Source organism: Hyphomicrobium sp. (assembly GCF_047600905.1).
Taxonomy (GTDB): Bacteria; Pseudomonadota; Alphaproteobacteria; order Rhizobiales; family Hyphomicrobiaceae; genus Hyphomicrobium_B.
The window spans coordinates 1,718,663-1,743,411 of the sequence record NZ_JASGKD010000001.1; the positions used below are offsets into that span (position 1 = coordinate 1,718,663).

Here is a 24,749-nt window from a genome sequence, read left to right on the forward strand (position 1 = left end):
GAGACCAGAATGAAAGTGGTTCTGTTTTGCGGTGGCCTTGGGACTCGGATACGGGAATATTCCGAGAGCGTCCCCAAACCCATGATCCCCGTCGGCCAGCAGCCGATCATGTGGCATCTCATGCAGTACTATAGCCGGTTCGGGCACCGCGACTTCATTCTGTGCCTCGGCTACAAGGCAAACATCATCAAGGAATTCTTTCTTAACTATCGCCCGCAGATTTATGCGGACTGCAGGGTTTCCCACCACGGCTCGGAAATCGAATATCTCAGTCAGCTGCCGGAAGACTGGCGGATTTCTCTCATCGATACTGGCATTTGGCGCAATATTGGCGAGCGCTTATGGGCGGTGCGCTCATACGTCGAGAAGGATGAAATTTTCCTCGCCAACTACAGCGATGGGCTGAGCAACGTCAATCTCGACGACATGATCGACCGGTTCAAGAAAAGCGGCAAGGCCGCCTGCTTTCTGGCCGTCCGCCCTCCGCTTACATTCCACCTCGTCGACATGACGCCCGAGGGTCGCGTGAAGCAACTTCGCCCTTCGGATGCGTCCGACATCTGGATCAACGGCGGTTTCTTCCTGATGCGGCCTTCCGTGTTCGAATATATGCGACCGGGCGAAGAACTGGTGATGAAGCCGTTCGAGCGTCTTATCGAAGCCGACCAGTTGCTTGCTTTCAAACACGAGGGATTCTGGCGCGCGATGGATACGCTCAAGGATCGCCAGGTCCTCGAGGATATGGTCGAGAAAGGATCCATGCCTTGGGCTGAGGTCCCGGAAACGAAGGCAGCCAAGGAGCAGATTCTGGTTCTCGGCGAATGAGGGGGATGACTTTCGCCGGTGAGGGCAGAAAACTCACCGTCCTGTGCATCGGCGCGCATTCCGACGATATCGAAATCGGCGTGGGCGGAACTATTTTATCGTGGCTTCGCTCTGGCGCCGAAATCGACGTGACTTGGTGCGTCGCAAGCGCGCCCGGTGTTCGCCGGCAAGAGGCCGAGGCCTCGGCACGTGATTTTCTCGACGGCGCCAAGTCGTGCAGGCTTGAACTCGCCGAATTCAAAGACGGTTTCTTTCCGTATCAAGGCGCAGAGATCAAGGCCTGGTTTGAAGCCATCAAAGCTCGCAGCGGCACGCCGGACGTCGTCTTTACGCATCGCCGTGACGACGCTCATCAGGATCACCGCGAGGTGTGCAAACTGACGTGGAATACGTTTCGCGATCACGTGATCTTCGAATACGAAATTCCGAAGTGGGACGGTGACCTCGGCCACCCCAATTTCTATGTCCCGGTCGAGGCGAAGTCGCTCGAACGCAAAATCGAACTTCTGGACAAGCACTTCGGCACGCAGCGTTCCAAGGATTGGTTCGATGCCGAGACGTTCCGTGGTCTTGCTCGCCTTCGGGGCATGGAGTGCCGTGCTCCCGAACGCTATGCGGAAGGTTTCGTTGCCCGTAAACTTTACTTCGCGGCGGCGCGCTGAGGCGGCGGATTAGACTTCCGTCAACAAACCTTCGCCGATTAAATCAAAGCCCGGAAATGGCGGCGCCGAGGAGTGGCCGGTTCGCAATGCGAAGATCGGCCGCGATATTTATCAACTCCGGCAGCTTCGTCTTGCGCGCCCTGCTGACGAGGACCATGCCGTCGACGACCGTCGATAGGCGATCTCCGGGATCGGCAAGCGGCAGATGGACGAGGATCAGATCGCACTCGGCGCGCAAGGAATCGATGATCGCACGAAGCCGCACGGTTCCCTCGGCCGCACCGATCAATGGAATCTTCGGAGCGGCGATGATGTAGCTGAGATTGGGCGAACCCTTGGCCGGGATGACGGCTTCGGCAACGCCGATTTTTCCTGCAAGCAAATCCTGAAGCGAACGGTAATTCGTAATCCCCAGCGCGGCTGCTAAATTCGAGTTGGCAGTGTCGACCTCAATCAGCAAAGTCCGGTTGCCGGCGCGAGCATTTAAAAGGGCGATATTGCTTGCGATGATTCCGCTGGATGAACCGGCACCGGCATCTTGGATTCCGATGACGCGGATGTTCTGGGGTTGCGCAACTTCCTTCAACGCCAGGGTTATGCCGATCAATTCCTGCGCGATGGCCGAATTGGGCTCCTGTTCCACAATTCGACAGAGGGCGGACGCCCGGCGTTGAGGAGTGGAGAACGGTCCTCTAAGGAATCTCTTCAGGCGCGGCGCACTCGCGAGCAACCCACCCTCGCCCACCGCGCCGAGCAACGGTACGCCAAGTCCGGTTCGGACTTGACGCGAGGAGCGCACCGTTGGATCGAACGCGGCACGCGCCAGCGCAATTCCAAATCCGAGGAAGGTACCCAATACAGCGGCGGCGGCAATGCTGAGCAATCGCTTCGGACTACTTTTCGTTGTCGGCGGCTCGGCACGGCTGATGACTCGAGCATTCGTGCCTGGATAAGACTGCTTCTGCACAGTTTCGGTATAGATCTGCAGGAAGCTCTCATAAATCCGCCGATAGGTCTGGGCGCGCAATTCAAGCTCTTCGAGCGTGGTCTGCGCCGGCGCGGGTTCGGCCTGGGTCGGCGATTTCTTGACGTCGGGGCCGGCTTTGGGCGCGGCGCCCGCATCCGGCAGTTCCAAGCCGAGCGGATCGTCGGGCTTCACAGTAGAACGATCCGTGCGATCAACGAGACGGTAATCGCGCTTCGCTTTGAATTCCTGAACGTCGATTGCCAATTCATTCATCAGGCGGCGAAGATCTTCGATGCGGCCCTCAAGCCAGCGGCCGCCTTGGCGGGCAATATTGGCGCGAACGTCGAGCACGTCCTGCACGTAGGCGTCGCCAATCGCATTGGCGACGTCGGCCGCCTCTTTCGGATTTCCGGCTCGATAGGAAAGTTCGAGAACGTAAGAGGTCCCCACGCGTCTTACGTCGAGGCCGTTCTGAATCATTGCAATTTCGGCACGCCGTTGAGCGTCGACTTCGCTCTGGCTTTTCTGAAGGGGCGTTCCGAAGAATAGCCGATAGAGCCAGCTGTGTTCGATTTCAGCCTGATCCGGTTTATTGGACGCCCCGATGGCATCAGGCAACTGATGCAACGCCGCAAGGTGATCCAGCGCCTTGCCAACGACCTGCTCTGAATTCAGAACCGCGATCTGGCTTTCGATCTGCGGCGTATCCATCGCAACCAGCGTTCCGGTATTCGACAGCGTCAGGTTTGCCTGCTGCTGTCCCGGCTCGATGAGCAGCTGCGCGGAGGCTGTGTATTTTGGCGAGGCAGTGAACGCGTAGATTACCGCGAGCAGCATCATCACAAGGACGGTGATCGCGACCGTTGGCCAATAATACCGGATAAAAACCGCGACATCATTTGCGGTCAGCGGCTCGCTCGGCTGCGGCACCGACAATGAAATTTCTGCATTTGTCTCATCACGAACGCCGTCCACCACGATTTTACGGATCCCAATAGAAGCCAGAGGAGTGAATCTAGCGTAGCTTAAACTATAATCTGTAGATATTTGATGTTTAGCTAAGCCGTTTTTATAGTCGAAAAATGAAACTAGCCTAAGATGAATTCTCCGTGGACGGCATCCTCGGCATGGAAATTACCTTTAAGAAATTATGCATAAATGGGCTTTATCGGGTGCGGGCCAAGTCGATCGAGCATATATAACGAAAAAGCAGGTCTCACGGCATGGCTCAGGTAGACGTTGTCATTACATGCTATCAATACGCGCGTTATTTGCGGGATTGCGTGTCGAGCGTTCTGGCGCAGGATTTGCGCGACATTCGTGTTTTGATCATCGACAACGCCTCGACTGATGGTAGCGCTGACATCGCGCGCGCATTGGGTAAGGAAGATAGCCGAGTCAGTGTCGTTGCGCGCGAGAAGAATCTTGGACGGCATGCTAGTCTGAATGAAGGAATAGACTGGGCAGAGTCGAAGTATTTCATGCTTCTTGACGCTGATGATCTCCTTGCACCGGGAGCGCTTCGTCGCGCCGCAGTGGTGATGGATCAAAATCCCGATGTAAGTTTCGCTTATGGCACCGAGCACAATATGTCGTTTGGTCCCGACGTCATACCCTCTATTCCAGATCAATCGTCTCTCGCGGTCTGGGAAATTCTGGCTGGGAAGAAGTACATTTCCGACTTGTGCGATGGTGTCCTTCGCTACATCGCCCCGACCACAGTCATTAGACGAACATCTAGTCAGAAGGCTGTGGGGCATCATCGAACCGACCTGGGTTACACTGACGATCTTGAAATGTTTTTGCGCTTGGCAACCGTAGGCGGCGTTGCGCGCACAAACGCCATACAAGGAATTCGCCGAACTCATCCGCAGCAACTCTCGACCGATCTCGCAGGGGCAATGATCCACAAGTACGAAGAAGACGAAGCCGCCTTCGACAGCTTCTTCGTCCACGAAGGGGCGACGCTTGACAATGTTCACGATCTCAGGCGTAGAGCCAAGCATACCCTATCCAATCGAGCTTATTGGTCTGGTATTTCACACGCCCGACGAGGACGTCTCAAAGAAAGCTGGGAATTGCTACACTTCGCTGTAGCGCGCCGGCCGATATCGGCGGTTGTCCCGCCCGTCTACGAACTATTTCAGACGGATCGCCTTTTCAAGAAATCCAAGACCTAAGCGAACCGTCGAAATTCATGCTCTGGTTTAGATTTTGCCTGGTGCTGCTGGCAAAGCCTCAATCACCTTCTCGTCGCCGGCAAGAAATTTAGCTTCTAGAATTGCCTCCTGGCGCTTGAGTTCGGCCTTAATGAACTCGACCCTGCGGCGCATCCCCGGAAGATAGTTCTCTTTGTGAGCTTCGAGTTTTTTAAACTGATTGATCAGTAAATCGACATCGAGCGACTCGACGTCCTGGAAATATTCTCCCAATCCCGCGCCCTCAAGGAGATGCAGATGCTTGCCGGAGTATCCCGTTGCGATAACGGGCACCCCGACCTTGATCGCGCATACGACATTGTGAAAGCGGGTTACAACCGCTATGTCCGTGGTCATTGTCTGGCGCATCAGAGAATCGAGAGAAACAGCGTATTCCGCAATAATCCGCTCGTTCTGAACGAACTGCGGCCGCTGACGTTCGATGGCCTTTATAGTGTCATCTATCGCAATCTGGTCACTGGCTTGACCGGTCAAAAGTCGAACGTTGTAACCATTATCGAGCAGCCAGATCGCAAAGGTCGAAACTTTTTCAATATAGGTCTCGTATATTTTCTCATCGATACAATACCAGCCGCGATAATCCATGAGACCGATTCCTATAACCGGCACGCGATTGCCGACTTCGGCCTTTGGCGGTGTGGGATCCGGAAGGCCAAATGCTATGTCGCCAAATACCAAATCGTGTTTCGCGTTCAAGCCGATCTTCGTCATAAAGTCTTTCAACTCTTGGTTCCGAAACGATCGATACGTAGCCAAGCTTGCGGCTGCGGTTAGCATCCGTCTATTGCCTGCTTTACGGATGGGACCGGCGCCGATGCTGACGAAGCCAAACTTCGTGCGGGTTATTCTCGCTGCCAAGCACCACAAAAACAGAGAAAGCGGGTCACGCCAGGGACTGTCCCCGTAGTCCTCCAGAATGCCCGTGCCGGGTACTAATATGACGTCGAATTGGCTCGCCTGGCGAAGAATCCAAATGCAAAGATCGATGGCGCGCGGCAGCCTCAATAGAAGCGGATCGAGAATTCGGTATATTCGGTTGGTCCTCCCTGGAGGGCGAATAGGAAGACCGCCGATCTGAAAATCACGGCCGGTCTTGACCGGGTTTCCGCATATACATGTAAATTCCGCGTCCGGGACCACACGGCGCAGAAAATTCAACATCGCTTGCAACGAGCCATCGTTGCCGATGTTTCCCACCCCGAACAAGCCGTAAAGACCGATCCTCATTGCCCTCTTCCACGCTACCCTATCCACAGCAGCTTTGATCGACTTTAGCACCAAAAACGCACTGTGTTTTGATACAATTCCTCTATCTTGGTTTAGTGGTGATCGGCTTGCCCATTTTTACGCCGCTGGTTACCGCCGCTGCCAAGGAAAAGAACAGTTGGAATTCGTTATTGTAAAAAATTGGATACTCAGAGAACCCCAAGATCGTAACGTAAATGGTAAATACCAGAGGCCACGCGCCGAGCGGAGATTTGTTGATCCAAAAATAACACCAGGATCGCCAGAAAAGAACGGCAAGGGATGCGACAAAAAGAGAGAGCCCAAGTGCGCCAACGTCAACCAGCCTATCCAAATATATATTGTGGAATGAAACCAATATCTGACCTGTCATAATCCAGATGGATGTCGCCGCCGTTTCGGTCGAATTCCAGAAAGCGTAATAACCAACTCCGAGCCAGGGATATTGCTCGAACGACTTATACGCCTCATTCCAGAGTTCCGTGCGGCCGGTCAGCGTCGCATCTTTTCCGAGCGCGTTCAAAATTGTTGCCGACACGTCATAATTTCCAAGAAGCAGGACTGCGACGGCGCCACAACCAAGGATGAGAGACAAGCCGGAAATGAATGCTGACCAACGGCGGCTCGACGTCAGGATCCAACACGCGGTCATGATCGCGGATACCATGGCGATCATGACCTTTCCGGTCCCGGACTCGGACGCCGCGACACCCATCAATGCGACCAGAGCCCCGGTAGCGGCCAGGGGACGTCGCCAACCGTCGGCGAACAGCAAAACGCCGGTGAAGTAAAGAAGGCAGGCGTGCATCGATAAGGTGTTTTTATGGAGATACAGTCCAGCCGCTTCACCAACAGCATTGAAAGCCCCAGGATATTTTATCGCTACGAGCCCAAGCGACAGAACCTGAATAATAAGGGCGAAGCAAAAGATGAAGATCAGCGTTTTCTTCAGACCTAAGCGCTCTGCAAGAAGAAAACCGACCAGATAGTTCATCAACAACAACCAAGCCGAATACGCACTTAGGCCAGGTTCGATAGACCAAAAGGCCGAGCAGATCGCGAATAACGGCGCCAACAGAAAAATTGCGTTCCGCCGCACAAGCGCGAGGTAAACCTCAAAATTCTGACTCGCCGCCAAAATAAGAAAGACGTAGGCGATCGACCATGACAACCCGGTTGTAGACGGGACGAATTCCAAACCGATGCGGGAGATGCTGCACAAAAACGCAAAGAAGGCGACAGGCAAAGCATATTTGGTGAGAAGGCCTTCGACGACGGCTCCGACCGATCGTTTGCGAGAAGCCCGTTTCACCGTCATTTCAACCGACGTTGCCATTTAGGAATTTAGCTCATTCTTGTTTTTTTGACGGTTCGGCAATAGCCCTTAGTCCGTTTTTAATTCTCGATACGCCTTCAGATACGTGTCCGCGGATCGAGCCAACGATAGTGTTTCAGAGATGTACTGGCGTGGTTGGTAGGAGCCTCGCTTCGACAAGAATTCTTTCAGCACACGCGGAAACTCATCGCGCTTGAACTTCTCGCCGCATCGGCTGTCGAAATAAGGAACGGCGCTGATCACTAGGTCGTCGGTCAAAAATTCTCGCTGGCGTGGATCAACAAGAACGCCTTCGTCCCATGCTAGGACGGGAATATTCGATGCTAACGCCTCTTGATATGCCAGTCCCTGGGTCTCGTGTTCGCAAAGGAAAAGCAGCGCGCGTGATTGACGCAGGCCTGACATGAAGTCGCTATGTTTGTGCTCCCCATATCGCAATATTTGGAAACTCAAGTTGGCAGCTTCCAGACGCGCAACAACATCGTCGAGCAAAGCAGGAACCACAACGTCTCGATTCCAGCGGATTTTGTCGTAAATCAGAAAATCGATGGTCTTGGGGTACCCCGAAATATCTGGATATGCTTCAGTATCAATTCCGACGGGCCATACCATCATTCTAGTCCGACACCCCCATTGGTCGGGATAATAGAGTCCGGCCGCCCAGTCCGATGGCTGTATAAGCTTTCTTATATCCAGACCTTTAATTCGCGAGACCACCTCGTCGGGATACCCATAATCACCCGGCCCGAAGATGATCGGGTTGGGGAGCCGAACATTTTCTAAAACAGATGGGTAGCCTGCAAGCCCAATCGGGTAACGCGGGTTTTGCATTGCCAAATTGAAATCGTTAACGCGGACGTCGCAACCCGCACGGTGCAGAGCGCGTTCCAAGAGCTGAAAGGCCGTGTAGAATCCCGTATTGATCTGAACACCCTTGGCGTACCTGTAAGCCGTTCGAGCCACGCTGCGGGTATTTGAATAGAGCTTTCCCCATCGACCAGGGCGGGCCTTGATTTCAAAACCGTCATAAAACAGCAGCACCAATTCGCCGTATGGTCCGTTTACCGTCGTTCCAGCCGCCTTACCGGCATCGGGTTTCTGAACTTCTAAATTCATATTCATTCGACATTTATCTCTAAGGACGCACAAGCGGCTTTAATAGAAGCGATCGGCTAGACTAGTCCGAAGGACTCCTCAGGTAAATTTAACGCAACTTGTTCAGTATAGATCACGTTCGAGAGCCTGCCGCAGGTTCAAGACTGCATGTTGCGACCCTAAGATGACTGACTCGTTCCTAATCGACCGGGCTCGCCGGGTGTAGCCGAGATATTTTCATGAACAGTGAACTGGTGGCGTGTATTGCGGAAGACCGGCAGAATTTCGAACCGGCATTGCGCATCCTTGTGGCCAGTCTGGCACGGCATTCGCCCGGAATGCGGCTTGAGCTCTTTTGCCCGAACGCCAGTGCCGCCTTTTCACAATGGCTAACGAAGTATCCGCAGGCCAACTTGACGAAGGCAAGTCCTGGCGGGATCGAGTGGCGCAAATACGACATTAAGCCCCATGCGTTGCTTGAACTGCTGAAGGGCGGGTTCGATAATGTCTTATGGATCGATTCAGATATATTGCTGGCTCGTGATTGCCGCATGCTCTTCGCTGGTCTCTCCCGTGAAACGATAGTTGTTAGCGAAGAGGCTTTATCCGGTGGCCGTTCGGATGACGACGGGATCCGCGCCCGGCTCTGGGGGATGGAAGTCGGGAGGATCCTGCCGCTTGCCGCGAATACTTCAGTCGTGCGCGCGACCGGCGCGCACATCCCGCTGCTGGAGCGATGGGCTGAGCTTCTCGCCAGCCCGACCTACCGTAATGCGCAGGATCGTCTCTGGGCAGAACGAGAAATACACACCATGGGCGACCAAGAGGTTTTGACGGCTGTTCTCGCAGGTTCTCAATTCAGCGATGTACCCGTGAAGTTCCTCAAGCGCGGACCAGACATCATCCAATTCTTTGGAATTAATGGTTACACTGTCTCCGAGCGGCTAAGACATCTGGTTCAGGGAATGCCGCCATTCGTGCATTCGCAGGGTTTCCGGCCTTGGCTTTCATCGACTACCGAGAACGGCTTTCCAGCACGCATTCGCATGCTCAATAACGAGCTCTCTCCCTACACCGCACTTGCTCGATCTTATTCTGGCGTTCTCGAAGATACGACATGGCTTCATCCGAAGTCGACTGCCGCGGCGGTTCTTACGATATTCGGAGGTTGGCATGCGCCGTTAGTTGGGTTGCCCATAGCATTGGTAGCCGATGCCGCTAGAACCCTCAAATGCTTGCGGTCCAGCCGAATGAACGAGGTCAAAATTGCGGCGAGTTGATCCAGCCATCCATAAGGACAATTGGGGGACGGACTATGGACATTGAAGCACATCGACTGAATGCCGCCCAATTGTCGGGGGGCATTTCAAACTCCAGTATTTACGCTGCAGCTCTGAGCGCGGCAAAAGCGCAGGGCGGCGAAATTCGCAACATTCTGGATTACGGCTCCGGCGCGGGGCGCTTCATTCCCATCCTCGCCTCAACATTTCCTAGGGCCACCATTGCGGGCGCCGATATCATGGAGCGACCTGATGGACTTTCGGCGGCGGCGAATTGGATTAGAGGCGATCTAAATTATACTCTCCCAGCAGCAGCGAACAGTTTCGACCTTGTCTTTGCCGTCGAAGTGATCGAACACCTAGAGAACCCCAGACAGATGCTCCGGGACATCAATCGCATGCTCACTCCCGGCGGCGTTGCTGTCTTGACAACGCCCAATCCCGGAAGCCTTCGTTCGCTCCTGACCTTTGTCGCGCGCGGTCACCATGCCAATTTCGACGATTCGAATTATCCCGCGCATATTACCGTCATGACTGCGGTCGATTTCAAACGCGCCGGCAATGAAACGGGCTTTGAGCCACCGCAGTTCTTCTACACCAATGTCGGCTGCGTGCCGAAGCTACTGAAGCTGAAATGGCAAGACGTTCCGGGAGTCGGTGGTCTGTTCCGAGGCAAGTTCTTTAGCGACAATTACGGCGCCGTATTGCGCAAGCCGGTCATCTGTTGAAATTTGGCCGATTGAAGATGGGATCGATGGGTGCACCGAATGTCAGCGTTATCATTACGAACTTCAACTATGCAGGGTTTCTGAAGCGCAGTATCGGTAGCGCGTTGCGACAGAACTATGGCGGACACATCGAGATCGTCGTTGTCGACGACAAATCGACGGACAATTCGCGCGAGGTGATCGCAAGCTTCGGCGACCAGATCATTGGCGTTTTAAAGGACGTCAATGGAGGCCATGGCGGTGCGTTCAATAGCGGATTTGCCGCGAGCAAGGGCGATCTCGTGCTCTTTCTCGATGCCGACGACTATATCTACCCGGATGCAATTTCGACCATCGTGGCTGCGATGCGCCCCGAGGCGGCGCAGTATCAATATCGATTGGATCTCGTAGATGGCCAAGGGACAAAGCTCGAAACCTATCCGCCTCCCGAAACCAGAATGCAAGACGGTGATGTCCGTCGCGAGCTTGGTGCTCGCGGAAGGTTCGCGACGACGGTGACGAGCGGCCTAGCTTTTCCGCGTTGGTGCCTAGAGCAAATACTACCGATGCCCCCGGAGGATTTTCGGCAAGGGGGAGACGGTTTTCTGGTCACGGTTGCGCCGCTCTATGGCGATGTCATCACAGTACCTGGCGTGCTAGGCGCCTATTGCCAGCACGGCGGCAATCATTCGCAGTTTGAACTCGCCGTCGCCAAGCGTGCCCGCTGGCGGCTGTTCCATGACGAGATGCGTTTCAAAGCCTTGAGACTGCATGCCTCGAAGCTCGATATTCCCATCGCCGAGTCGCCGGGCCTCGCGGACGTCGCGCACTTGACCGAGCGTCTCGCGTCGCTCCAGCTAGAACCCAAGCTTCATCCCTATAAGGACGATACGGCGGCAAAACTGTCGCGATTCGGCCTTGTCGCCCTGCGAGAGGCGCCGCTTTCTCCGAAACGGCGGCAGATTATGCTCGTCTGGTGGTGGGTCGTTACACACGTGCCTCGTTCGGTAGCGGGTTCGATCATTACCTGGACGCTTGCGGCGGCATCACGGCCCGCGATCATAAAACGGACGGCGCAACTCTTGCGACGGCTGGGATAGCTGCGGGTCGCGCCAGTGGTTCGCTAAGATGTGTGATGGCCAAGTTCGGCGGCAACGCGCGGAATCGAAGCAGGGCTAACTCTTCCGCTCGGCCGGCACCCTCGTGATGATGGCTCTCTGCACCGCTGTAGCGGCTCGCTCAATTTCCGAATGAATCGGATGATTGGTCAACCTGACCGCCAGCAGCCAGCAGAGACCGCCAGCAATTCCTGCAATAATGAATTCCGGAACGCCGATCTGATCGGTTCCGCCCGACAATACCGCGATGGTAGCGGGCGCTATCGCGACAAAAATCGCAACAATGGCGCTTCGCTTCATGCTCGAAAACAATTCCGACCATTTGAAGCCGATGCGGCGGCGAACCATGAACATCGATAAAGCGACGCTATAGAGAAGCTGCGGAAAGAAACTCCATGCGACGGCGTGGACTCCATACAGCGAAGCGACTACCTGAATTGTGACTGTCACGGGGACGACGAGGAGCGCAAGAATGACGGTATCGCGAATGGCACCGACGGCAATCAATGTCGGATTGGGAAGGCTCATCGCAAAACTCAAAAGGTAGGCTCCTGCGATGATACGAACGAGCGGAACCGCGGACGTCCATTGGCTTCCCAGCAATATGTAAACCAGGGGATGAGCGAGGATGATGATACCGAAAAGACAGGGCCAGAGGATAACCGTCAGATATTCAATGCCGATCAAGAAGCTTTCCTTGATCTCATGACCGTCGCGGACTTTCTTGGCCAATGCTGGCAGCAGCACTGGCGTGACGCCCGCCAGGATCGTTCGTTCCGGCAGTCTGCTGACCGTGATCGCACGGTGGTAAAGGCCGAGGCCCTGCGTTCCGAGCGTCTTGCCGAGGACTAGCACCGGCGCAGCCTCGGACAAGCTCATCAGAATATTCTTGGCGGTGTCGAAGATGCCGTAGTTGGTGATACGTCGCCAATCCGTCAGGCTGAAGCGATAGACCGGAAAGCTCGGCCCCCAGAGAATGCAGAGGGTCAGGTAGACGAGGCTGCTCGTCAATTGCGCCCACGCGAAGCTCATATAGCTGAATCCGAGCGAAGCCAGTGTTATCGTCATCGCGCTGTTCAAGATCGTGGTCACCGAACTCATCAGCGCGAGGCGACCGAACTTGAGGTCCCTCTTCATCAGCGCGATGACCGGCGATCCAAATACGCTTAAAAAAACGCATACGGACGTTACACGCAGGTAGTTTACCATGCCGGGCGAGTTGTAGAAGTCCGCGATAGCTCCCGCTGCCAAAAACAGAAGAATGGCGATTGGAAATGCGATGAACAGCATTATGGTGAAAACGGCTTGAGCCCGTTGCGGCGTCACATCGTCGACCTGGACGAGATAAGTGCCGCCGCCGAATTCCCGGAAAATATCGACCAGCGCGAACGCTGTGAAGCCTATAATCGCCACGCCGAAGTCGGCAGGCGTCAACAGACGTGCGGTGACAAGCGTAGTCAAGAAGTTGACCAGCAGAACGCCGTAGCGCTCGGTCGAAGACAGGAAAAATCCTCGGCGAATGTCGCTCATCGTCCCTGCTCTCTCACCGCGCACGCGTCCATCGTTTCCTGTTTCTCACACGCGAGGAGGCGCATATGCCCGTCTAATGCCTGTCAAGTCGAGAAACGTATTGCGAATTACCCTGACGAACCGAAGGCCGAGCTCTGTTGCCCGAAAGCCGACAACGCGATGCAGCCGGCCAAGGAGCCCGTTGTGAGGAATCCGAAATTCGGGATCGAGCCGCTTCACTCTGTCCATAATCTTACAGGCCTCGGCGAGATGGGTGGCGGCGACGCGATGCGCTACCGGCCACAGCGCGTTGGCGAGCGCCTTCTTGCGGCGCGCCGTCAGTTCGCCTGACTGCTGCAGCAGCGTTTCGGCCTTAGTCAGCATTTGAATGTCTTGCCAGTTGGTCACGTCGCTAATCAGTCCGCGCTGAAATTGAATGCGGTCGCGCTCATGATGGCGGTGAATGAGACAGGGAATATCGACATTCGCGACCACCGGCCCTTTGAGGGCAACTTCGATCACGAACATTCGGTCGTCGCGGAAGGCGAATTCGGGACGATGTGCGATGCCGTCGAGAAAAGCTTTGCGGAACAAGTAAGCTGAATAATGCGAGCTGTCGCATTCACCGATCTGTTGCGAAACGAAATCACTGCACTTTGTCCATGGAACCGTGTGATCGGCATTTTCTCTTACGTAGCGCGCAATGTAGCCTGCCGCGACAACATCGGCTGAAGTACGGCGTGCCTCGGCCACTTGTGCTGCGTTAGCCCCTGGAGCCAAAATATCGTCAGAGTCCAGGAAGCGCACGAACTCGCCGCTCGCGATCGCGAATCCGTGATTGACCGCGTATGCCTTGCCCCAGTTCGATTGTCGCAAGGCGATGACGTTCAACTGCTTTTGCAGCCACTCCCAGGTTCCGTCTGTGCTGCCATCGTCAACAACGATGATTTCGATCGCAAGGCCATCGTCCGTATTCCGGCATGATTCAATGGCTTCAGGCAATGCCCAAAGACGATTGAAAGTCGGAATGATGATCGAGACATCTGCCATTGACTCGTGTGCTCCAATGCCGTCCGAACATCGCAAACTTTTCCGGACCCATCGCACTTGGCGAGTAGGCTCGCCATACTAGCCCGTGATGGCTAAAACGCGCGTTAAGTTTCGCAGGCTGCCGTTTCAAAAAGGATGCGTCAAACAACGTCGTACTAAATGCCAATATCCATGTGGCAGCGACGCAATTCCGAACGGGCGTCGACCTCAGGCTTGTGGTCGCGATATATGTGCGAAGGCGTGACTCGGGTATTTGACCGCGTGCCCCAAGTCTTAACGATCCCTTAAATGTAAGCGCTCGGCCGAGCGGCCTGCGGGCACCGCAAAAAACAATTGTGCGGAGCCCGGCGGGCTCCGCACAATATCTTGCGCGATTTATTCATGCCGCTAGGGCTGTAAGACGCTGTCCGCCCGGATCCGCTCGATCGACGCGTGATCGGGCGCGGGAAGCTGCGGCACAACCGGAGTCGGATTGGACGCGCGCGTTGCCGAGGCGTCTGGAGCGGAAGGCGGCATCTGCGAGCGTAGCATCGCATCCAGGGCCTGGCCGTCGGAGCCCGTTGAAGCTGGCATGGTCATTTCGACTTTGATCGTGTCGCCGGGGGCGAGAAGCGTGTTCTCGTCGGCATCGATGTCGATCACGCCGCCATGGATCTGGCGTGCGATCGTGTAATGGATCTTCAGATCCGACGCTGAGCCGTCCTTACCAGATGCCCCCCCAGCAGCTGAAACGAGACGAAGCGGCGACGCAATGGCCTGAGACTTGGTCTCGGCGAGCAAGCGCTCGTTGACGGTCATTTCCTGACCGATCTGCTCAAGGCGTGCTTCGGTGGTCTGAAGCTCGACTGTCGCATCGTTGTCGCGCTTGTTCTGATATTCTATGCGCGAAATTTTGGTGCGGCTGACCTCTTGCTGTGCCCGCGTGCGATCGCTTTCGACGCGCAGCTTTTCGCCGTCGAGCTCCGCCAAATTGCGCTGCAGACCAAGAACGCGCGGCTGCGTTGCGAGACCCTTATCGCTCAGCTGCTTTATGCCATCGTATTCAGAGCGGAGAATATCCATCTGTCTCTGCTGAACGACGACGCGCTTATCTAAGGTTTTGACTTCCTGCTCAAGCGAGTCCTGCAGCTGGTCGAGAGCGAGGAGCTGAGTTTCGTTGGCACGGCGACGCAAATCGAAAACGCTCTGTTCCTTCGCCATCACCGACGAGGTGAATTCAATCGCCCACGGCGCGCTGACGTTCTGCAACTCGACCGGGAACGCGATACGATCGGCGCCGCTCAACTCGGCTTCGAGGCGCGCTTTGCGTGCGAGAAGCCGCTGGCGTTCCTGCTCGAGCCCCTGATAGGTGCCGACGGTCGACACGAACTCTCTTTCAAGACGAAGGCCGGCAAGCGCCGAATTGCGGAACAGACCGCCGCCGAGGCTGATGCCCTGCAGGACGTTCATGCCGGCGGTAAAGGGAAATTCACCGGCCTTTTCGACAGCGCCCGTTACGTAGATCGGACGGAAGTCCGTCACTTCGACAGTGGTGTCGGGCTGGGTCGCGAGGTTCAGCCGGTTCATCAACTGACGCGAGATGATCGTGCCGAGTTCTTCGGTCGTGTAGCCTTCGGCAGGGACGGAGCCGACGAGCGGCATCGAGATCTTGCCGGCCGGATCGACCGTGTAAACTTGGTTGAGAGCGTTCCAGCTATAGACCTCGTCGCGCGACGGGCGCCACTCGAAGACCTGAACGCGAACGCGATCGCGCACGCCGAGCCGATAGTCGTTGGTGGTGTCGGCGATGTTCGCCTTGCCGTTGATCACCGGCTTCACCGGGCGCGTATCTGCGAGAACCCGGGTAACGGGAAAGACAGCAGCAATCGCGAGCATCGCCGCAATGCTCAGTTGCAGACTCGACAAAGCGCGAGGCGTGTCCCGAGACACGTTCAGTCTCTCCCGGAGGCGCGCGACCAAACCGCGCTCCTGGCGTTCGCCGCTATGAAATGCATACAGCGGCCGATAACCGAACTGACGTTTCATGACTCTAAACCTTCTCCGCATCCGATCCCAGAATCTCGCTTCGTTCCAGTTCAGCACGTTGACCGTTCGAAATTAGAACGCGACCGGCACCGATGAACCAACATTCGAGGGTATTCCGAATTTCAATCCTGAGAGACCTCTCCGGGCTTCCAAGTGTACCATGGCGCTGGAAAATCCCTACCAATCCAAAGGTTGGGTCGCCGAGGAAGTAGTTGACCAGCGCTTAATCTACGAAAGGGGTAGCGCCGGTATTAGAAGAGCGTAGTGTCTCTTTCGCTTCAGTGCAGCAATTCGCATGCCAGTGCTAAGCTTCTCCGCTCCGTAGTCTTAACGATCTTTCGCTCTTTGTTTCGAAAGCGCGGCGCAGAAAGCCTGCCGCCCAGCTCAGGTGCATGATGACTGCCGCCAGGCCCGCAAGCGCGAGTTCCGGCTGGCGGAAACGGAATGCCAGAAACACGCCCCAAGTCAGGCAAAGCGCCAGATATCCTGCTGGCGGCAGGAGCGCGATCGCTCCGACGAACGGCCACGCGACGGTGGCCAAGACGAACGTCAGGAGGATGACGACCGGGAGAACCTGACGCAATTTGGGGCGCATCCCGTGCTTGACGAGTGTATTCGCGCGTCCCCACCCGTGACGGTAGTATTGTTTCGCCAATGATGAGAACGAGGAGCGCGGGAAGTAATCGATGATCGAGCGGCTATCGAGATAGATACGGCCACCCGACTGCGCCAGACGGGCATCGAACTCGGCGTCCTCGTTGAAGGGTGCGCTTTCGTCGTAGCCGCCAAGCGAGCGAAAAGTCGCCCGGTCGAACGCGGCGTGATGGCCATGGTCGACGTAGCCGGACTGGGACGCTCCGCGATGTCGCGAGCCGCCATTGCCCAACTTGCTATTCTGGGCGGCAGCGATCGCCTTCTGCACCGGCGTTTTACCGACCGCGCGCATCGAGACCACGACCGACGAACTGGCGGCCGAACCTAGAGCATCGACGCAATTCTCCACGAAACCTGGAGGATAGACGGCGTGACAATCAGCCCGCAGCAATATTGCGGTTCTGGGATCGCAGATTTCGGCGCCGATATTCATCGCGGCAGACTGCGTGCGCCGGGGATTATGAATGAATTTCACGCGCGAATTGGATGCTACGATGCCTTCAACGATGCGGCGGGTACAGTCCGTGCTGCCGCCGTCAAGCACCAAGAGTTCGAAATCCACCGTATCGTCGGCGGGCAGCAGCGATCGTATCGCCTCGGCGATATAATGCTCCTCGTTGAGGGCCGGCATGACGATGGTCGTGAATTGCGAAGGAGACGCCTGCAACGACGATTACCTCAACTGCTGAACGCCAACGCGATGCCCGGCGCGCCAGGCTACCGCATCCCGCCCATCCTGCCCCGGATATGCGTCCGGGAGAATGAAAGCTTTCGCCGCAACCGTTTTCGCCGCCCTACTACAATCGACGGATCCGTCCGGTACCAAAACCGATCAAGTTTAAATGCGAGCTAAGATTTCGCCGCGACACTACAGCCAGCGATCGACATCGGACAGCATGGTTAATTCTCTGGTCTTGCAGCGTCCAGGCCATCAGGCCGGTAACGATGCAACTGCGGTGCCCTCGGCTAGATCTTTGGATTGTGGAGCATGCGTGTGTCGCGGGCTGCGTCAGCGGTGAAGGCCTATCACCGAGCCATTGCGTCAATTGCAAATCTCGGACGCTATTCACGAGAGAGGCGTATTTGTCTTAAGCGCCGCGACCAGGAGTGGCGATGAAAAGCAAATCTTTCAGCGCTCCCCTTGCCTGGAACCGATTATCCGGCACTGTTATATATTTCTGATCGCTTAGATTTCGCAGCCATTGTCCAAATTCACCGATGCGTGACCCAGCGCGGTATAGAGTGTTGCGCGCTTGTTGGTGGGCGACCACGGCATCCCAATACGCTTCGGCGCGCGAGCGATCGAAAAGTGTTTGAGCAGACAAGGGAGACGAAGCAAGTAGGTCGACCAACGCGCGCTGCTCTTTTGCCGAGCGCAGATAGATGTCCGATTCTACGATTACTTTTTGACGGGTCTTGTAATGCGAATTGCGACGGGGGGCCCCAAATAAATTGCCGCCGTGCTGGCGATAATTTACGAGCGGCGCCGCGATTTCAGCGGTGACGCCTGTCAAGTTGGCAAGGAAGAAGATCCAACGATCATGCGCGAGTTTTATGTCCCTGACCATATAATCAATCCCGCGTGCATCCGGAGATACAAGTTCAAGCAGGATGCGATCGAATACCATGGAGAAACCAAAGAACAGGCCCCACGGACCGTATGATAGCGGCGGACGCATTGCATTGCCTTCGATTCCTTGATGGAAACCGCCGATCACGGTGCCGTCAGCACTGACTAGATCGGCTCCGTGAACCGCGAGCCTTACTCCCGGTCGGGTCAAAGCTTCTTGACACCGCTCTATCTTATCAGGCCGCCAAACATCATCTTGATCGCAAAAAGCGATCCACTCGCCCGATGCAAAGGACGCCGCTTGTAGAAAATTCTCGCCAAAGCCCAGGTTGACCGGATTTTGACGAACTTTTATCGGGATCTGGCTTCGAGCAGAGAAGTCGTCGACTATGGATAATGTGTCATCGACAGATCCGTCATCCGAAACGATGATCTCGCAAGGAAGGATGGTTTGCTCAAACAGACTATTCAGTTGTTCTCTTATATAGAGATCGCCGTTATAGGTTCCGAGCACGACTGATGTCCGTGGACGCTTATGCTCCATGCTTTCCCCATAAAATAACGAGAATGGTGCGCGCCAATTGTGATGCGCATTGGAGCGTTTTTTTTGCGCGCAAGCTAGCTTATCGCGACGATCAAGACAGAAATTTCAATCGAGTAATTGCGCCGTGTACACCGCAATTGCCAGCGACGACGTCAGGCCGGGGCTTTCGATGCCGTAGAGCGCGACGAAGCCCGGGATACCGTGCTTGTCCTCGCCGTGAATTTCGAAGTCGGCGGCGGGAGCGCCCTCGGCATAGATCTTAGGGCGAATGCCCGTGTAGGCCGGCATCAGGGCATCTTCGGGAAGCGTCGGCCAATAGCGCTTGATTTCTCGGGCGAAGGCTTTGCGGCGCCCGTCGGGATCGACGAAGGCGTAGTCGAGGTTGTCCTGCCAGTAGATGTCGGGGCCGAAACGGGCGGCGCCGGACATATCGAGCGTCAAGTGCACGCCCAGCGCATCCGGCGACGGCATCGGATAGATCAGATGCTTGAACGGCGCTTTCGCCGCGAGCGAGAAATAATGTCCCTTGGCCGGAAAGAGCCCCGGCACGACGTAATCCGGGTTCGGGGTCGCGATCATACGGCCGATGCCCGAGGCGCCGAGGCCCGCGGCGTTGACGAGCCGCGCCGACGTCAGTTCCGAAACGTCGCCGCCGGAGCGAATAATGAGACGAAATTCGTTTCCGACCTCGACCGATATGCCGGTCACTTCGGAATTGAATGCGATCTGGCCGCCGGCGTTGAGCACGCGGGCTTCGAGCGCCGCCATGAATGCATGACCATCGATGATACCGGTCGACGGCGATAATGTTGCAGCGACACAGTGGACGTCGGGTTCGAGCTTGCGAACCTCATTCGACGTCAACCGCCTGAGATCGGGGACGCCGTTCTTGACAGCTTTGGCTTCGATCGCGGCGAGCTGAGCGACTTCGGTTTCCGTCGTCGCGACGAGGAGCTTGCCGCAGCGGTTGACCGGCACGTTATGCTTTACGGCGAAAGCATAGAGGCGTTCGCGGCCTTCCACGCACAGTTTGGCGCGCAAAGAACCTTCCGGATAGTAGATGCCGGCATGAATGACTTCGGAATTGCGCGAGGACGTCTCGGTTCCGAATGTGCGGTGGCGTTCGACGACGAGAACTTCTTGCCCGCGCTCGGCGAGTTCGGCGGCAATCGCCAATCCGACGACGCCGGCGCCGATGACCACCGTTTCGATATCGACTGACATATTTCCAACGGCTGTGCGTGCCGCCCTCCCCGGGCAACCTCAGGTGGTTCGCGCGAGATTGCAAACGGCTTTCGCAGCTATCGTGAAAGAGCGGCGCAATCCGTTGCGCAGGCTGATCGCGGCGGACCCGGAGAGCTCATCATTTCCGGCTGGCATCCGGATGGGAATTTTTCTCGTCAGAACATGGCGTCGCGTGGATGTTTTGTCCCCAGAAAACGCCGCGCGCCTTGACTCCCGAGGTAGGCAAATGGAACGATGTATTTATAGCCTTGGCCATCCCCCGAAGGCTCTAGGCGGTGGGGAGTTCATCCGATTTGCGCACCGGGCGGGGGGGAAGCCGTCACGCAGGCATTCCGGCAACGGGTTCATCAGCGAGCAGAGTATGAATTTGCATTTGACGAAGTCAAAATTTTCGCTTTGGCCACGACAAAAAGGGGGCAATACGTCGGGGAACGCGCCAAAGATCGACAATCGCCGGAAGCACGTTGAACGGAACGGTCAGCAACGGGGTTACGCCGTCTGCACGCTGCCGCGCTCCGGCAGCAACTTTTTTTGCGATATCCTGACAACCACGGGCGTGCTGGGCAATCCGCGCGAGTTCTTCAATACCGAGGCGCGCCGCATGTATGACGATCCGACCTATCCGGAGGATCGTTTCGCGCAGATCGAGCGGATCCTGACGATGGGCGCGACGGATAACGGCGTCTACGCGATGAAGATATTTCCCGGGCTTCACGATCTGATTGCCCCGACGCTGCGGTGGACCGTCGAGCTGCCCAATCTCTCCTTCGTTCGCTTTCGGCGCGAGGACGTATTGGGGCAGGCGATCTCGTGGGTGCGGTCCGGCCAAACGCGGCAATTTCGCTCGAGCGAGCCAGTCGTCGGAGAGACGCATTACGATGGCCCGGCGATCGCAGGGTACGTCCGCAAAATCTGTCAGCGCAATGCACGTTGGGAGATGTATTTCACCCGAACGGGAATTCAGCCGCTCGATGTTTCCTACGAAGGCTTCATGGCCGACCCGACGGGAACGGTGCAGAAAATTGCGTCGCTGATGAACGTCGAATTCAACGACACGATCGATTTGTCAAAATCCCGGTTCAAGAAGCAGAGAACCGACGAAAACGCCGTCTGGCGCGAGCGGTTCATTTCCGAATACGGCGACCGGGACGACATCGATCCCTTCTGGGAGCCCGCCGATCAAGCGAGAGGGTGATTTGCGAAGGTACGCCACAGGCTACCGGCGTTGACGACGAATATGGCTTGGGCACGGACTGGATGGTCCGGATCCCGCCTTCGAAGTTCTGCTTCCCGTGCTACTACTTTTGACCGAGTAGCTTTTAGCCAATCACGGCAAATTAGGGGGCTTGAACAAAAAACTCCTTTTTAGAATATGTCAGCATGCGGACTCTCTATTGCATCCAAAGCCATTTCAAAGAGAGGCCATGAGAGACTTTTCCGGTGAGAATTTCTCTCGCCAGCTTTCTTTTGCTCTGGCGATGGCGCTATTGGGATCGGCCACGATATTAGCCGTGGTAAGACCGCTAATCGAAGCGGACGCGTGGGAATATCACCTTCCCTTCAGCGCGCGCCTGTGGGACCTTGGCGGTGGAAAAGCGAGCTTCCATCTCAACGCCAAAACCGAGGCAAGATGGGACGGTTTTCCCCTTGCATGGGAATGGGTTCAAGGACTGTTCTGGGCCGCGACCAGTTCATTGCGAGCTACGATTGTTCCTCAGCTAGTTCTATGCTTCGCCTATTTCGCGTACGTAAGACACGTTCTGAATTTTCCGATATTTTGGAATATTCTCGGCTTTTTCGCGTGTCCGATGTTATTCATACATTTTGAATCGACGTATTTCGATTTACCCGCCGGGTTATGCCTTGCCATCGGTTTTTTTGCGTTATTTGCAGTATTACGAGATCTACGGCTTGGAATCTTTAGCCGGATGCACGCGTCGGTGGCGCTCGCAAGTCTTGGATTGGCAGGAAATATCAAATTTCAATCGCTGCTGAGTTGTTATCTCATTATTGGAATTGCAGCGCTGTTTTATTTATTCAATAACGGCCTTAATCGTGGATATCGAGGATACTTTTTGGGATTGCTAGCGGCTTGTACCGTTCTAGCGAGCACTTCAGTAGCATCTAATTTCGTCCGGCATCAAAATCCCTTTTATCCAGCGCAGATCCAACTTGGAAATGCCGTCGTGTTTTCCGGCCCCGAAAACGTCAAGGCGGAATCTCCCTCACCAACATATCAAATATTCCACAAGGTCGTAACGTTGCCCGGACCGATAAATTTCTTCCTGTCGATAACGGAGTTCGATTGGGCTCTCCGTGGAGTCGTTCCATCGTACACGATAGATAGTTGGGGCGGCGACATCCCACAGCGCGGCGGCCCTGGACGCACAGGCGGTTGGGGGTCACTTTTTGCAACGTTGAATTTTTTTATCATCGTCCTTCAAATTTTTATGACTTCGAAAAAAGAGGACGAACGTCAACACCAATTGGCATTGGCGTGTCTACTACTAATCGTCGGAACCTCATTCTTTCCGATTGCCCACGAGCTGCGATATTGGCTTTGCATCCCGCTCATTATGGTGCCGGTGAATCTCAAATTCCTCTACGAACGATTGAACGGGCCAATAACGCTCTCGGCCCTCGGCGCGATGACTGCCTACGGCGTAATGCAAGTACTTTCGTCTCCATTTTCGCACGTTGTCCTCGGTACAGGAAACTTCTCGCAAGAAGCGCCGGCACCACTTATCGCGGCGCTACAAAAGACCGGGCGCTATTGCGCTCCGTACGGCGATTACATTTTTCGTTTTAGCGAAGCAGTGACGGGCCGTCCGGGCCTATTGTCAAACGATCCTAAAGACTGCGAGCAATTACCCCAAGGAAATCGGATGAAGTTCACACAATAACGCATTTGTCTCGAAGGCTGTTTTTATGTCGATAGATAATGCCGCGCATGGAATTGAGGTAGAATTAGAGAGTGATCCCGGCCAGCGAATTGTCGAGCTGACGATTTTAATGCCGTGCCTCAATGAACGCGAGACGATCGTAGGATGCATTGAGGAGGCGATAGGTTTCCTCAAGAAATCCTCAATCGAAGGAGAGATTTTAATCGCTGATAACGGAAGCGTCGATGGTTCAATTGATGCGGCTATCGCCGCTGGCGCACGCGTCGTCTCAGTCCCTGATAAGGGATACGGGGCTGCCCTCATGGGAGGAATTGGTGCCTCGCGCGGAAAGTTTATCATTATGGGCGATGCAGACGGGAGTTATGATTTTGGGAACCTCGAACCGTTCGTCGAAAAACTTCGGCAGGGCTACATCCTTGTGATGGGCAACCGCTTTCGCGGCGGTATCGAGCCGGGTGCTATGCCCTTCCTTCATCGTTATCTCGGAAATCCTGTGTTGAGTTTTCTCGGCGGAATGTTCTTTCAAATTCCGATCAAGGACTTTCATTGCGGTTTGCGGGGCTTTTCGAAGAGCGCTATCCAAAGTTTGGGACTACGAACCACTGGGATGGAATTCGCATCGGAGATGGTCGTAAAGTCGGCGCTTGAAAATTTCAGTATCGCAGAAGTTCCAACCACACTCCGCCCGGACGGCCGAAGCCGGGCCCCACATCTCAGAACTTGGAGGGACGGCTGGCGTCATCTCAAGTTTCTGCTGACGTATAGTCCAAAGTGGTTGTTTTTCTATCCTGGCATTCTTCTGACAATCATGGGTGCCATGCTTGGTGGCGTACTCTTCCGCGGACCTTGGCACATTGGCAGCTTCTTGACTTTAGATCTGAACGCCTTTCTCGGCGCATGTTTGATTTCCATCATCGGCACACAAATGATTATGTTCGGGGCGTTAGCGCGATATTTCGCTACTAAGTCGGGCGTTTTACCTCGTGGCCCCCGAAGCGATTTGATTGTCACCTGGTGCCAAACCGACCGTTTAGCAATCGCTGCGCTTTGCCTCGTCATTTTTGGCTGTGCCTCTCTGGGCGCGGCGGTCATGAAATGGTCTGCCGTAGATTTTGGCGTGTTAACGGATCCGCTAGTGCCAAGGCTGGTTGCGGCGGGGCTTACGTTCGCAGTTGTCGGCATCCAAACTTTATTCGCGTCGTTTCTGTTTGGCATTCTCAACATTCCGATGCGAGCGCAATAGAATGACAGGCGGCTTCCTTTCAGACAGTGACTCCACTTGCTCAAAGATGCTGCGCTTTTTGATTGTCGGTGCCGCCGCAACATGTCTTTACGTCGTTCTCTCGTCGGTTTTGGTCGCAGCACTTCCGGAGCACAAGTTAATCATCAGTATTGGAGTTTATGCGGCTGCAATACCGATCGCATTCTGGGGGCAACGAGATTTCGCGTTTCGGAGCGCCGGCCCGATGGTCACCGAATTCACCAAATATGCAGCCCTTCAACTTCTTGCGATCGGAATAAGCTCGCTACTTCTCCATCGCCTCATCACGGATAGTTTTTTTATGAATCTTTTAGTCTTCACTCTCACGGCGATCGCCGCAACCGGAGTCAACTTCCTGGTTTGCCATTCACTTATATTCCTACCGCAGGCGCACACGGAAGATCGAAATCGCGATAAGCGTTTGCGGATCTTTGCTTGGCAGAGATCGGATCGGAAATGAGAATGCGATGACATGGCTGGATAAAATACTGCAGCGCTTGCATTTTAGGATGGTAGCGCCTTTTCTGCCATCTG

At 55.3% G+C, this 24,749-nt stretch carries 20 protein-coding genes; 10 read left to right on the plus strand and 10 right to left on the minus strand.

The features are described 5' to 3' along the window. Positions 1-9 precede the first annotated feature (9 nt). Together QM780_RS08420 and QM780_RS08425 are read left to right on the plus strand one after the other, a co-directional pair. Complete coding sequence (locus QM780_RS08420; protein WP_415070027.1) at positions 10-825, plus strand: glucose-1-phosphate cytidylyltransferase; 816 nt, start codon at positions 10-12, stop codon at positions 823-825. Beyond that, positions 822-1,487, plus strand: coding sequence for a PIG-L deacetylase family protein (locus tag QM780_RS08425; RefSeq protein ID WP_415070028.1), 666 nt, complete (start codon positions 822-824; stop codon positions 1,485-1,487). The genes QM780_RS08420 and QM780_RS08425 overlap by 4 nt, the downstream gene beginning before the upstream one ends. 43 nt (positions 1,488-1,530) lie before the next feature. Here the strand turns inward: QM780_RS08425 and QM780_RS08430 are convergent, their stop codons facing one another. After that, a complete protein-coding gene (locus tag QM780_RS08430) occupies positions 1,531-3,384 on the minus strand; it encodes a GumC family protein (protein ID WP_415071991.1) in 1,854 nt (617 codons plus the stop codon). A gap of 293 nt (positions 3,385-3,677) precedes the next feature. Between QM780_RS08430 and QM780_RS08435 the strand changes: the two genes are divergently transcribed. Beyond that, complete coding sequence (locus QM780_RS08435) at positions 3,678-4,634, plus strand: glycosyltransferase family A protein (protein WP_415070029.1); 957 nt, start codon at positions 3,678-3,680, stop codon at positions 4,632-4,634. A gap of 27 nt (positions 4,635-4,661) precedes the next feature. Here the strand turns inward: QM780_RS08435 and QM780_RS08440 are convergent, their stop codons facing one another. From QM780_RS08440 to QM780_RS08450, 3 genes are all read right to left on the minus strand, one after another. Then, on the minus strand, positions 4,662-5,900 hold the full coding sequence (locus QM780_RS08440; protein ID WP_415070030.1) for a polysaccharide pyruvyl transferase family protein: 1,239 nt from the start codon (positions 5,898-5,900) through the stop codon (positions 4,662-4,664). Positions 5,901-5,982: 82 nt separating this feature from the next. After that, positions 5,983-7,254, minus strand: coding sequence for an O-antigen ligase family protein (locus QM780_RS08445; protein WP_415070031.1), 1,272 nt, complete (start codon positions 7,252-7,254; stop codon positions 5,983-5,985). Positions 7,255-7,302: 48 nt separating this feature from the next. Further along, positions 7,303-8,376, minus strand: a complete 1,074-nt coding sequence (locus tag QM780_RS08450) for a glycosyltransferase (RefSeq protein WP_415070032.1) — start codon at positions 8,374-8,376, stop codon at positions 7,303-7,305. A gap of 212 nt (positions 8,377-8,588) precedes the next feature. Here QM780_RS08450 and QM780_RS08455 point away from each other — a divergent pair, with 212 nt between their 5' ends. Genes QM780_RS08455 through QM780_RS08465 form a run of 3 tightly spaced genes read left to right on the plus strand, consistent with a single transcriptional unit; the run spans position 8,589 to position 11,436 of the window. After that, positions 8,589-9,629: a hypothetical protein gene (locus QM780_RS08455; RefSeq protein WP_415070033.1), complete on the plus strand. Its 1,041-nt coding sequence runs from the start codon at positions 8,589-8,591 to the stop codon at positions 9,627-9,629. A 35-nt stretch (positions 9,630-9,664) separates the two neighbouring features. Then, a complete protein-coding gene (locus QM780_RS08460) occupies positions 9,665-10,357 on the plus strand; it encodes a class I SAM-dependent methyltransferase (RefSeq protein ID WP_415070034.1) in 693 nt (230 codons plus the stop codon). 26 nt (positions 10,358-10,383) lie between these two features. Further along, positions 10,384-11,436, plus strand: a complete 1,053-nt coding sequence (locus QM780_RS08465; RefSeq protein WP_415070035.1) for a glycosyltransferase family 2 protein — start codon at positions 10,384-10,386, stop codon at positions 11,434-11,436. Positions 11,437-11,511: 75 nt separating this feature from the next. Here QM780_RS08465 and QM780_RS08470 read toward each other — a convergent pair whose 3' ends face one another. From QM780_RS08470 to QM780_RS08495, 6 genes are all read right to left on the minus strand, one after another. Further along, positions 11,512-12,984: a lipopolysaccharide biosynthesis protein gene (locus QM780_RS08470; RefSeq protein ID WP_415070037.1), complete on the minus strand. Its 1,473-nt coding sequence runs from the start codon at positions 12,982-12,984 to the stop codon at positions 11,512-11,514. 45 nt (positions 12,985-13,029) lie between these two features. Further along, on the minus strand, positions 13,030-14,013 hold the full coding sequence (locus tag QM780_RS08475; RefSeq protein WP_415070038.1) for a glycosyltransferase family 2 protein: 984 nt from the start codon (positions 14,011-14,013) through the stop codon (positions 13,030-13,032). 387 nt (positions 14,014-14,400) lie between these two features. Further along, positions 14,401-16,038 (minus strand): polysaccharide biosynthesis/export family protein, encoded by a 1,638-nt coding sequence (locus QM780_RS08480; protein WP_415070039.1) that lies wholly within the window; start codon positions 16,036-16,038, stop codon positions 14,401-14,403. 304 nt (positions 16,039-16,342) lie between these two features. Continuing rightward, positions 16,343-17,359 carry a glycosyltransferase family 2 protein gene (locus tag QM780_RS08485; protein WP_415070040.1) on the minus strand — a complete coding sequence of 339 codons (1,017 nt, stop codon included), beginning with the start codon at positions 17,357-17,359 and terminating at the stop codon, positions 16,343-16,345. A 421-nt stretch (positions 17,360-17,780) separates the two neighbouring features. After that, entirely contained in the window at positions 17,781-18,806 is a 1,026-nt protein-coding gene (locus QM780_RS08490; protein ID WP_415070041.1) for a glycosyltransferase, read from the minus strand. Positions 18,807-18,911: 105 nt separating this feature from the next. Next, entirely contained in the window at positions 18,912-20,030 is a 1,119-nt protein-coding gene (locus tag QM780_RS08495; protein WP_415070042.1) for an NAD(P)/FAD-dependent oxidoreductase, read from the minus strand. A gap of 394 nt (positions 20,031-20,424) precedes the next feature. On the opposite strand from QM780_RS08495, the gene QM780_RS08500 reads away from it, so the two are divergent. The 4 genes from QM780_RS08500 to QM780_RS08515 all read left to right on the plus strand — a co-directional run bounded on the left by QM780_RS08500 (position 20,425) and on the right by QM780_RS08515 (position 24,675). After that, positions 20,425-21,246 (plus strand): Stf0 family sulfotransferase, encoded by an 822-nt coding sequence (locus QM780_RS08500; protein ID WP_415070043.1) that lies wholly within the window; start codon positions 20,425-20,427, stop codon positions 21,244-21,246. 229 nt (positions 21,247-21,475) lie between these two features. Then, the gene (locus QM780_RS08505; protein WP_415070044.1) at positions 21,476-22,954 is read left to right on the plus strand and encodes a hypothetical protein; all 1,479 of its coding nucleotides are present in this window, start codon (positions 21,476-21,478) and stop codon (positions 22,952-22,954) included. Positions 22,955-22,979: 25 nt separating this feature from the next. Continuing rightward, complete coding sequence (locus QM780_RS08510) at positions 22,980-24,197, plus strand: glycosyltransferase family 2 protein (protein ID WP_415070045.1); 1,218 nt, start codon at positions 22,980-22,982, stop codon at positions 24,195-24,197. A gap of 1 nt (position 24,198) precedes the next feature. Continuing rightward, on the plus strand, positions 24,199-24,675 hold the full coding sequence (locus tag QM780_RS08515; protein WP_415070046.1) for a GtrA family protein: 477 nt from the start codon (positions 24,199-24,201) through the stop codon (positions 24,673-24,675). Positions 24,676-24,749 lie beyond the last annotated feature (74 nt).

Bases quoted from the DNA above. Each gene is read 5' to 3' on its own strand.
- QM780_RS08450 (WP_415070032.1), bottom strand. From the start codon at position 8,376: ATGAATATGAATTTAGAAGTTCAGAAACCCGATGCCGGTAAGGCGGCT.
- QM780_RS08460 (WP_415070034.1), top strand. From the start codon at position 9,665: ATGGACATTGAAGCACATCGACTGAATGCCGCCCAATTGTCGGGGGGC.
- QM780_RS08495 (WP_415070042.1), bottom strand. From the start codon at position 20,030: ATGTCAGTCGATATCGAAACGGTGGTCATCGGCGCCGGCGTCGTCGGA.
- QM780_RS08470 (WP_415070037.1), bottom strand. From the start codon at position 12,984: ATGAGCGACATTCGCCGAGGATTTTTCCTGTCTTCGACCGAGCGCTAC.
- QM780_RS08455 (WP_415070033.1), top strand. From the start codon at position 8,589: ATGAACAGTGAACTGGTGGCGTGTATTGCGGAAGACCGGCAGAATTTC.
- QM780_RS08490 (WP_415070041.1), bottom strand. From the start codon at position 18,806: ATGGAGCATAAGCGTCCACGGACATCAGTCGTGCTCGGAACCTATAAC.
- QM780_RS08425 (WP_415070028.1), top strand. From the start codon at position 822: ATGAGGGGGATGACTTTCGCCGGTGAGGGCAGAAAACTCACCGTCCTG.
- QM780_RS08440 (WP_415070030.1), bottom strand. From the start codon at position 5,900: ATGAGGATCGGTCTTTACGGCTTGTTCGGGGTGGGAAACATCGGCAAC.
- QM780_RS08435 (WP_415070029.1), top strand. From the start codon at position 3,678: ATGGCTCAGGTAGACGTTGTCATTACATGCTATCAATACGCGCGTTAT.
- QM780_RS08475 (WP_415070038.1), bottom strand. From the start codon at position 14,013: ATGGCAGATGTCTCGATCATCATTCCGACTTTCAATCGTCTTTGGGCA.
- QM780_RS08510 (WP_415070045.1), top strand. From the start codon at position 22,980: ATGTCGATAGATAATGCCGCGCATGGAATTGAGGTAGAATTAGAGAGT.
- QM780_RS08420 (WP_415070027.1), top strand. From the start codon at position 10: ATGAAAGTGGTTCTGTTTTGCGGTGGCCTTGGGACTCGGATACGGGAA.
- QM780_RS08515 (WP_415070046.1), top strand. From the start codon at position 24,199: ATGACAGGCGGCTTCCTTTCAGACAGTGACTCCACTTGCTCAAAGATG.
- QM780_RS08505 (WP_415070044.1), top strand. From the start codon at position 21,476: ATGAGAGACTTTTCCGGTGAGAATTTCTCTCGCCAGCTTTCTTTTGCT.
- QM780_RS08445 (WP_415070031.1), bottom strand. From the start codon at position 7,254: ATGGCAACGTCGGTTGAAATGACGGTGAAACGGGCTTCTCGCAAACGA.
- QM780_RS08465 (WP_415070035.1), top strand. From the start codon at position 10,384: ATGGGTGCACCGAATGTCAGCGTTATCATTACGAACTTCAACTATGCA.
- QM780_RS08480 (WP_415070039.1), bottom strand. From the start codon at position 16,038: ATGAAACGTCAGTTCGGTTATCGGCCGCTGTATGCATTTCATAGCGGC.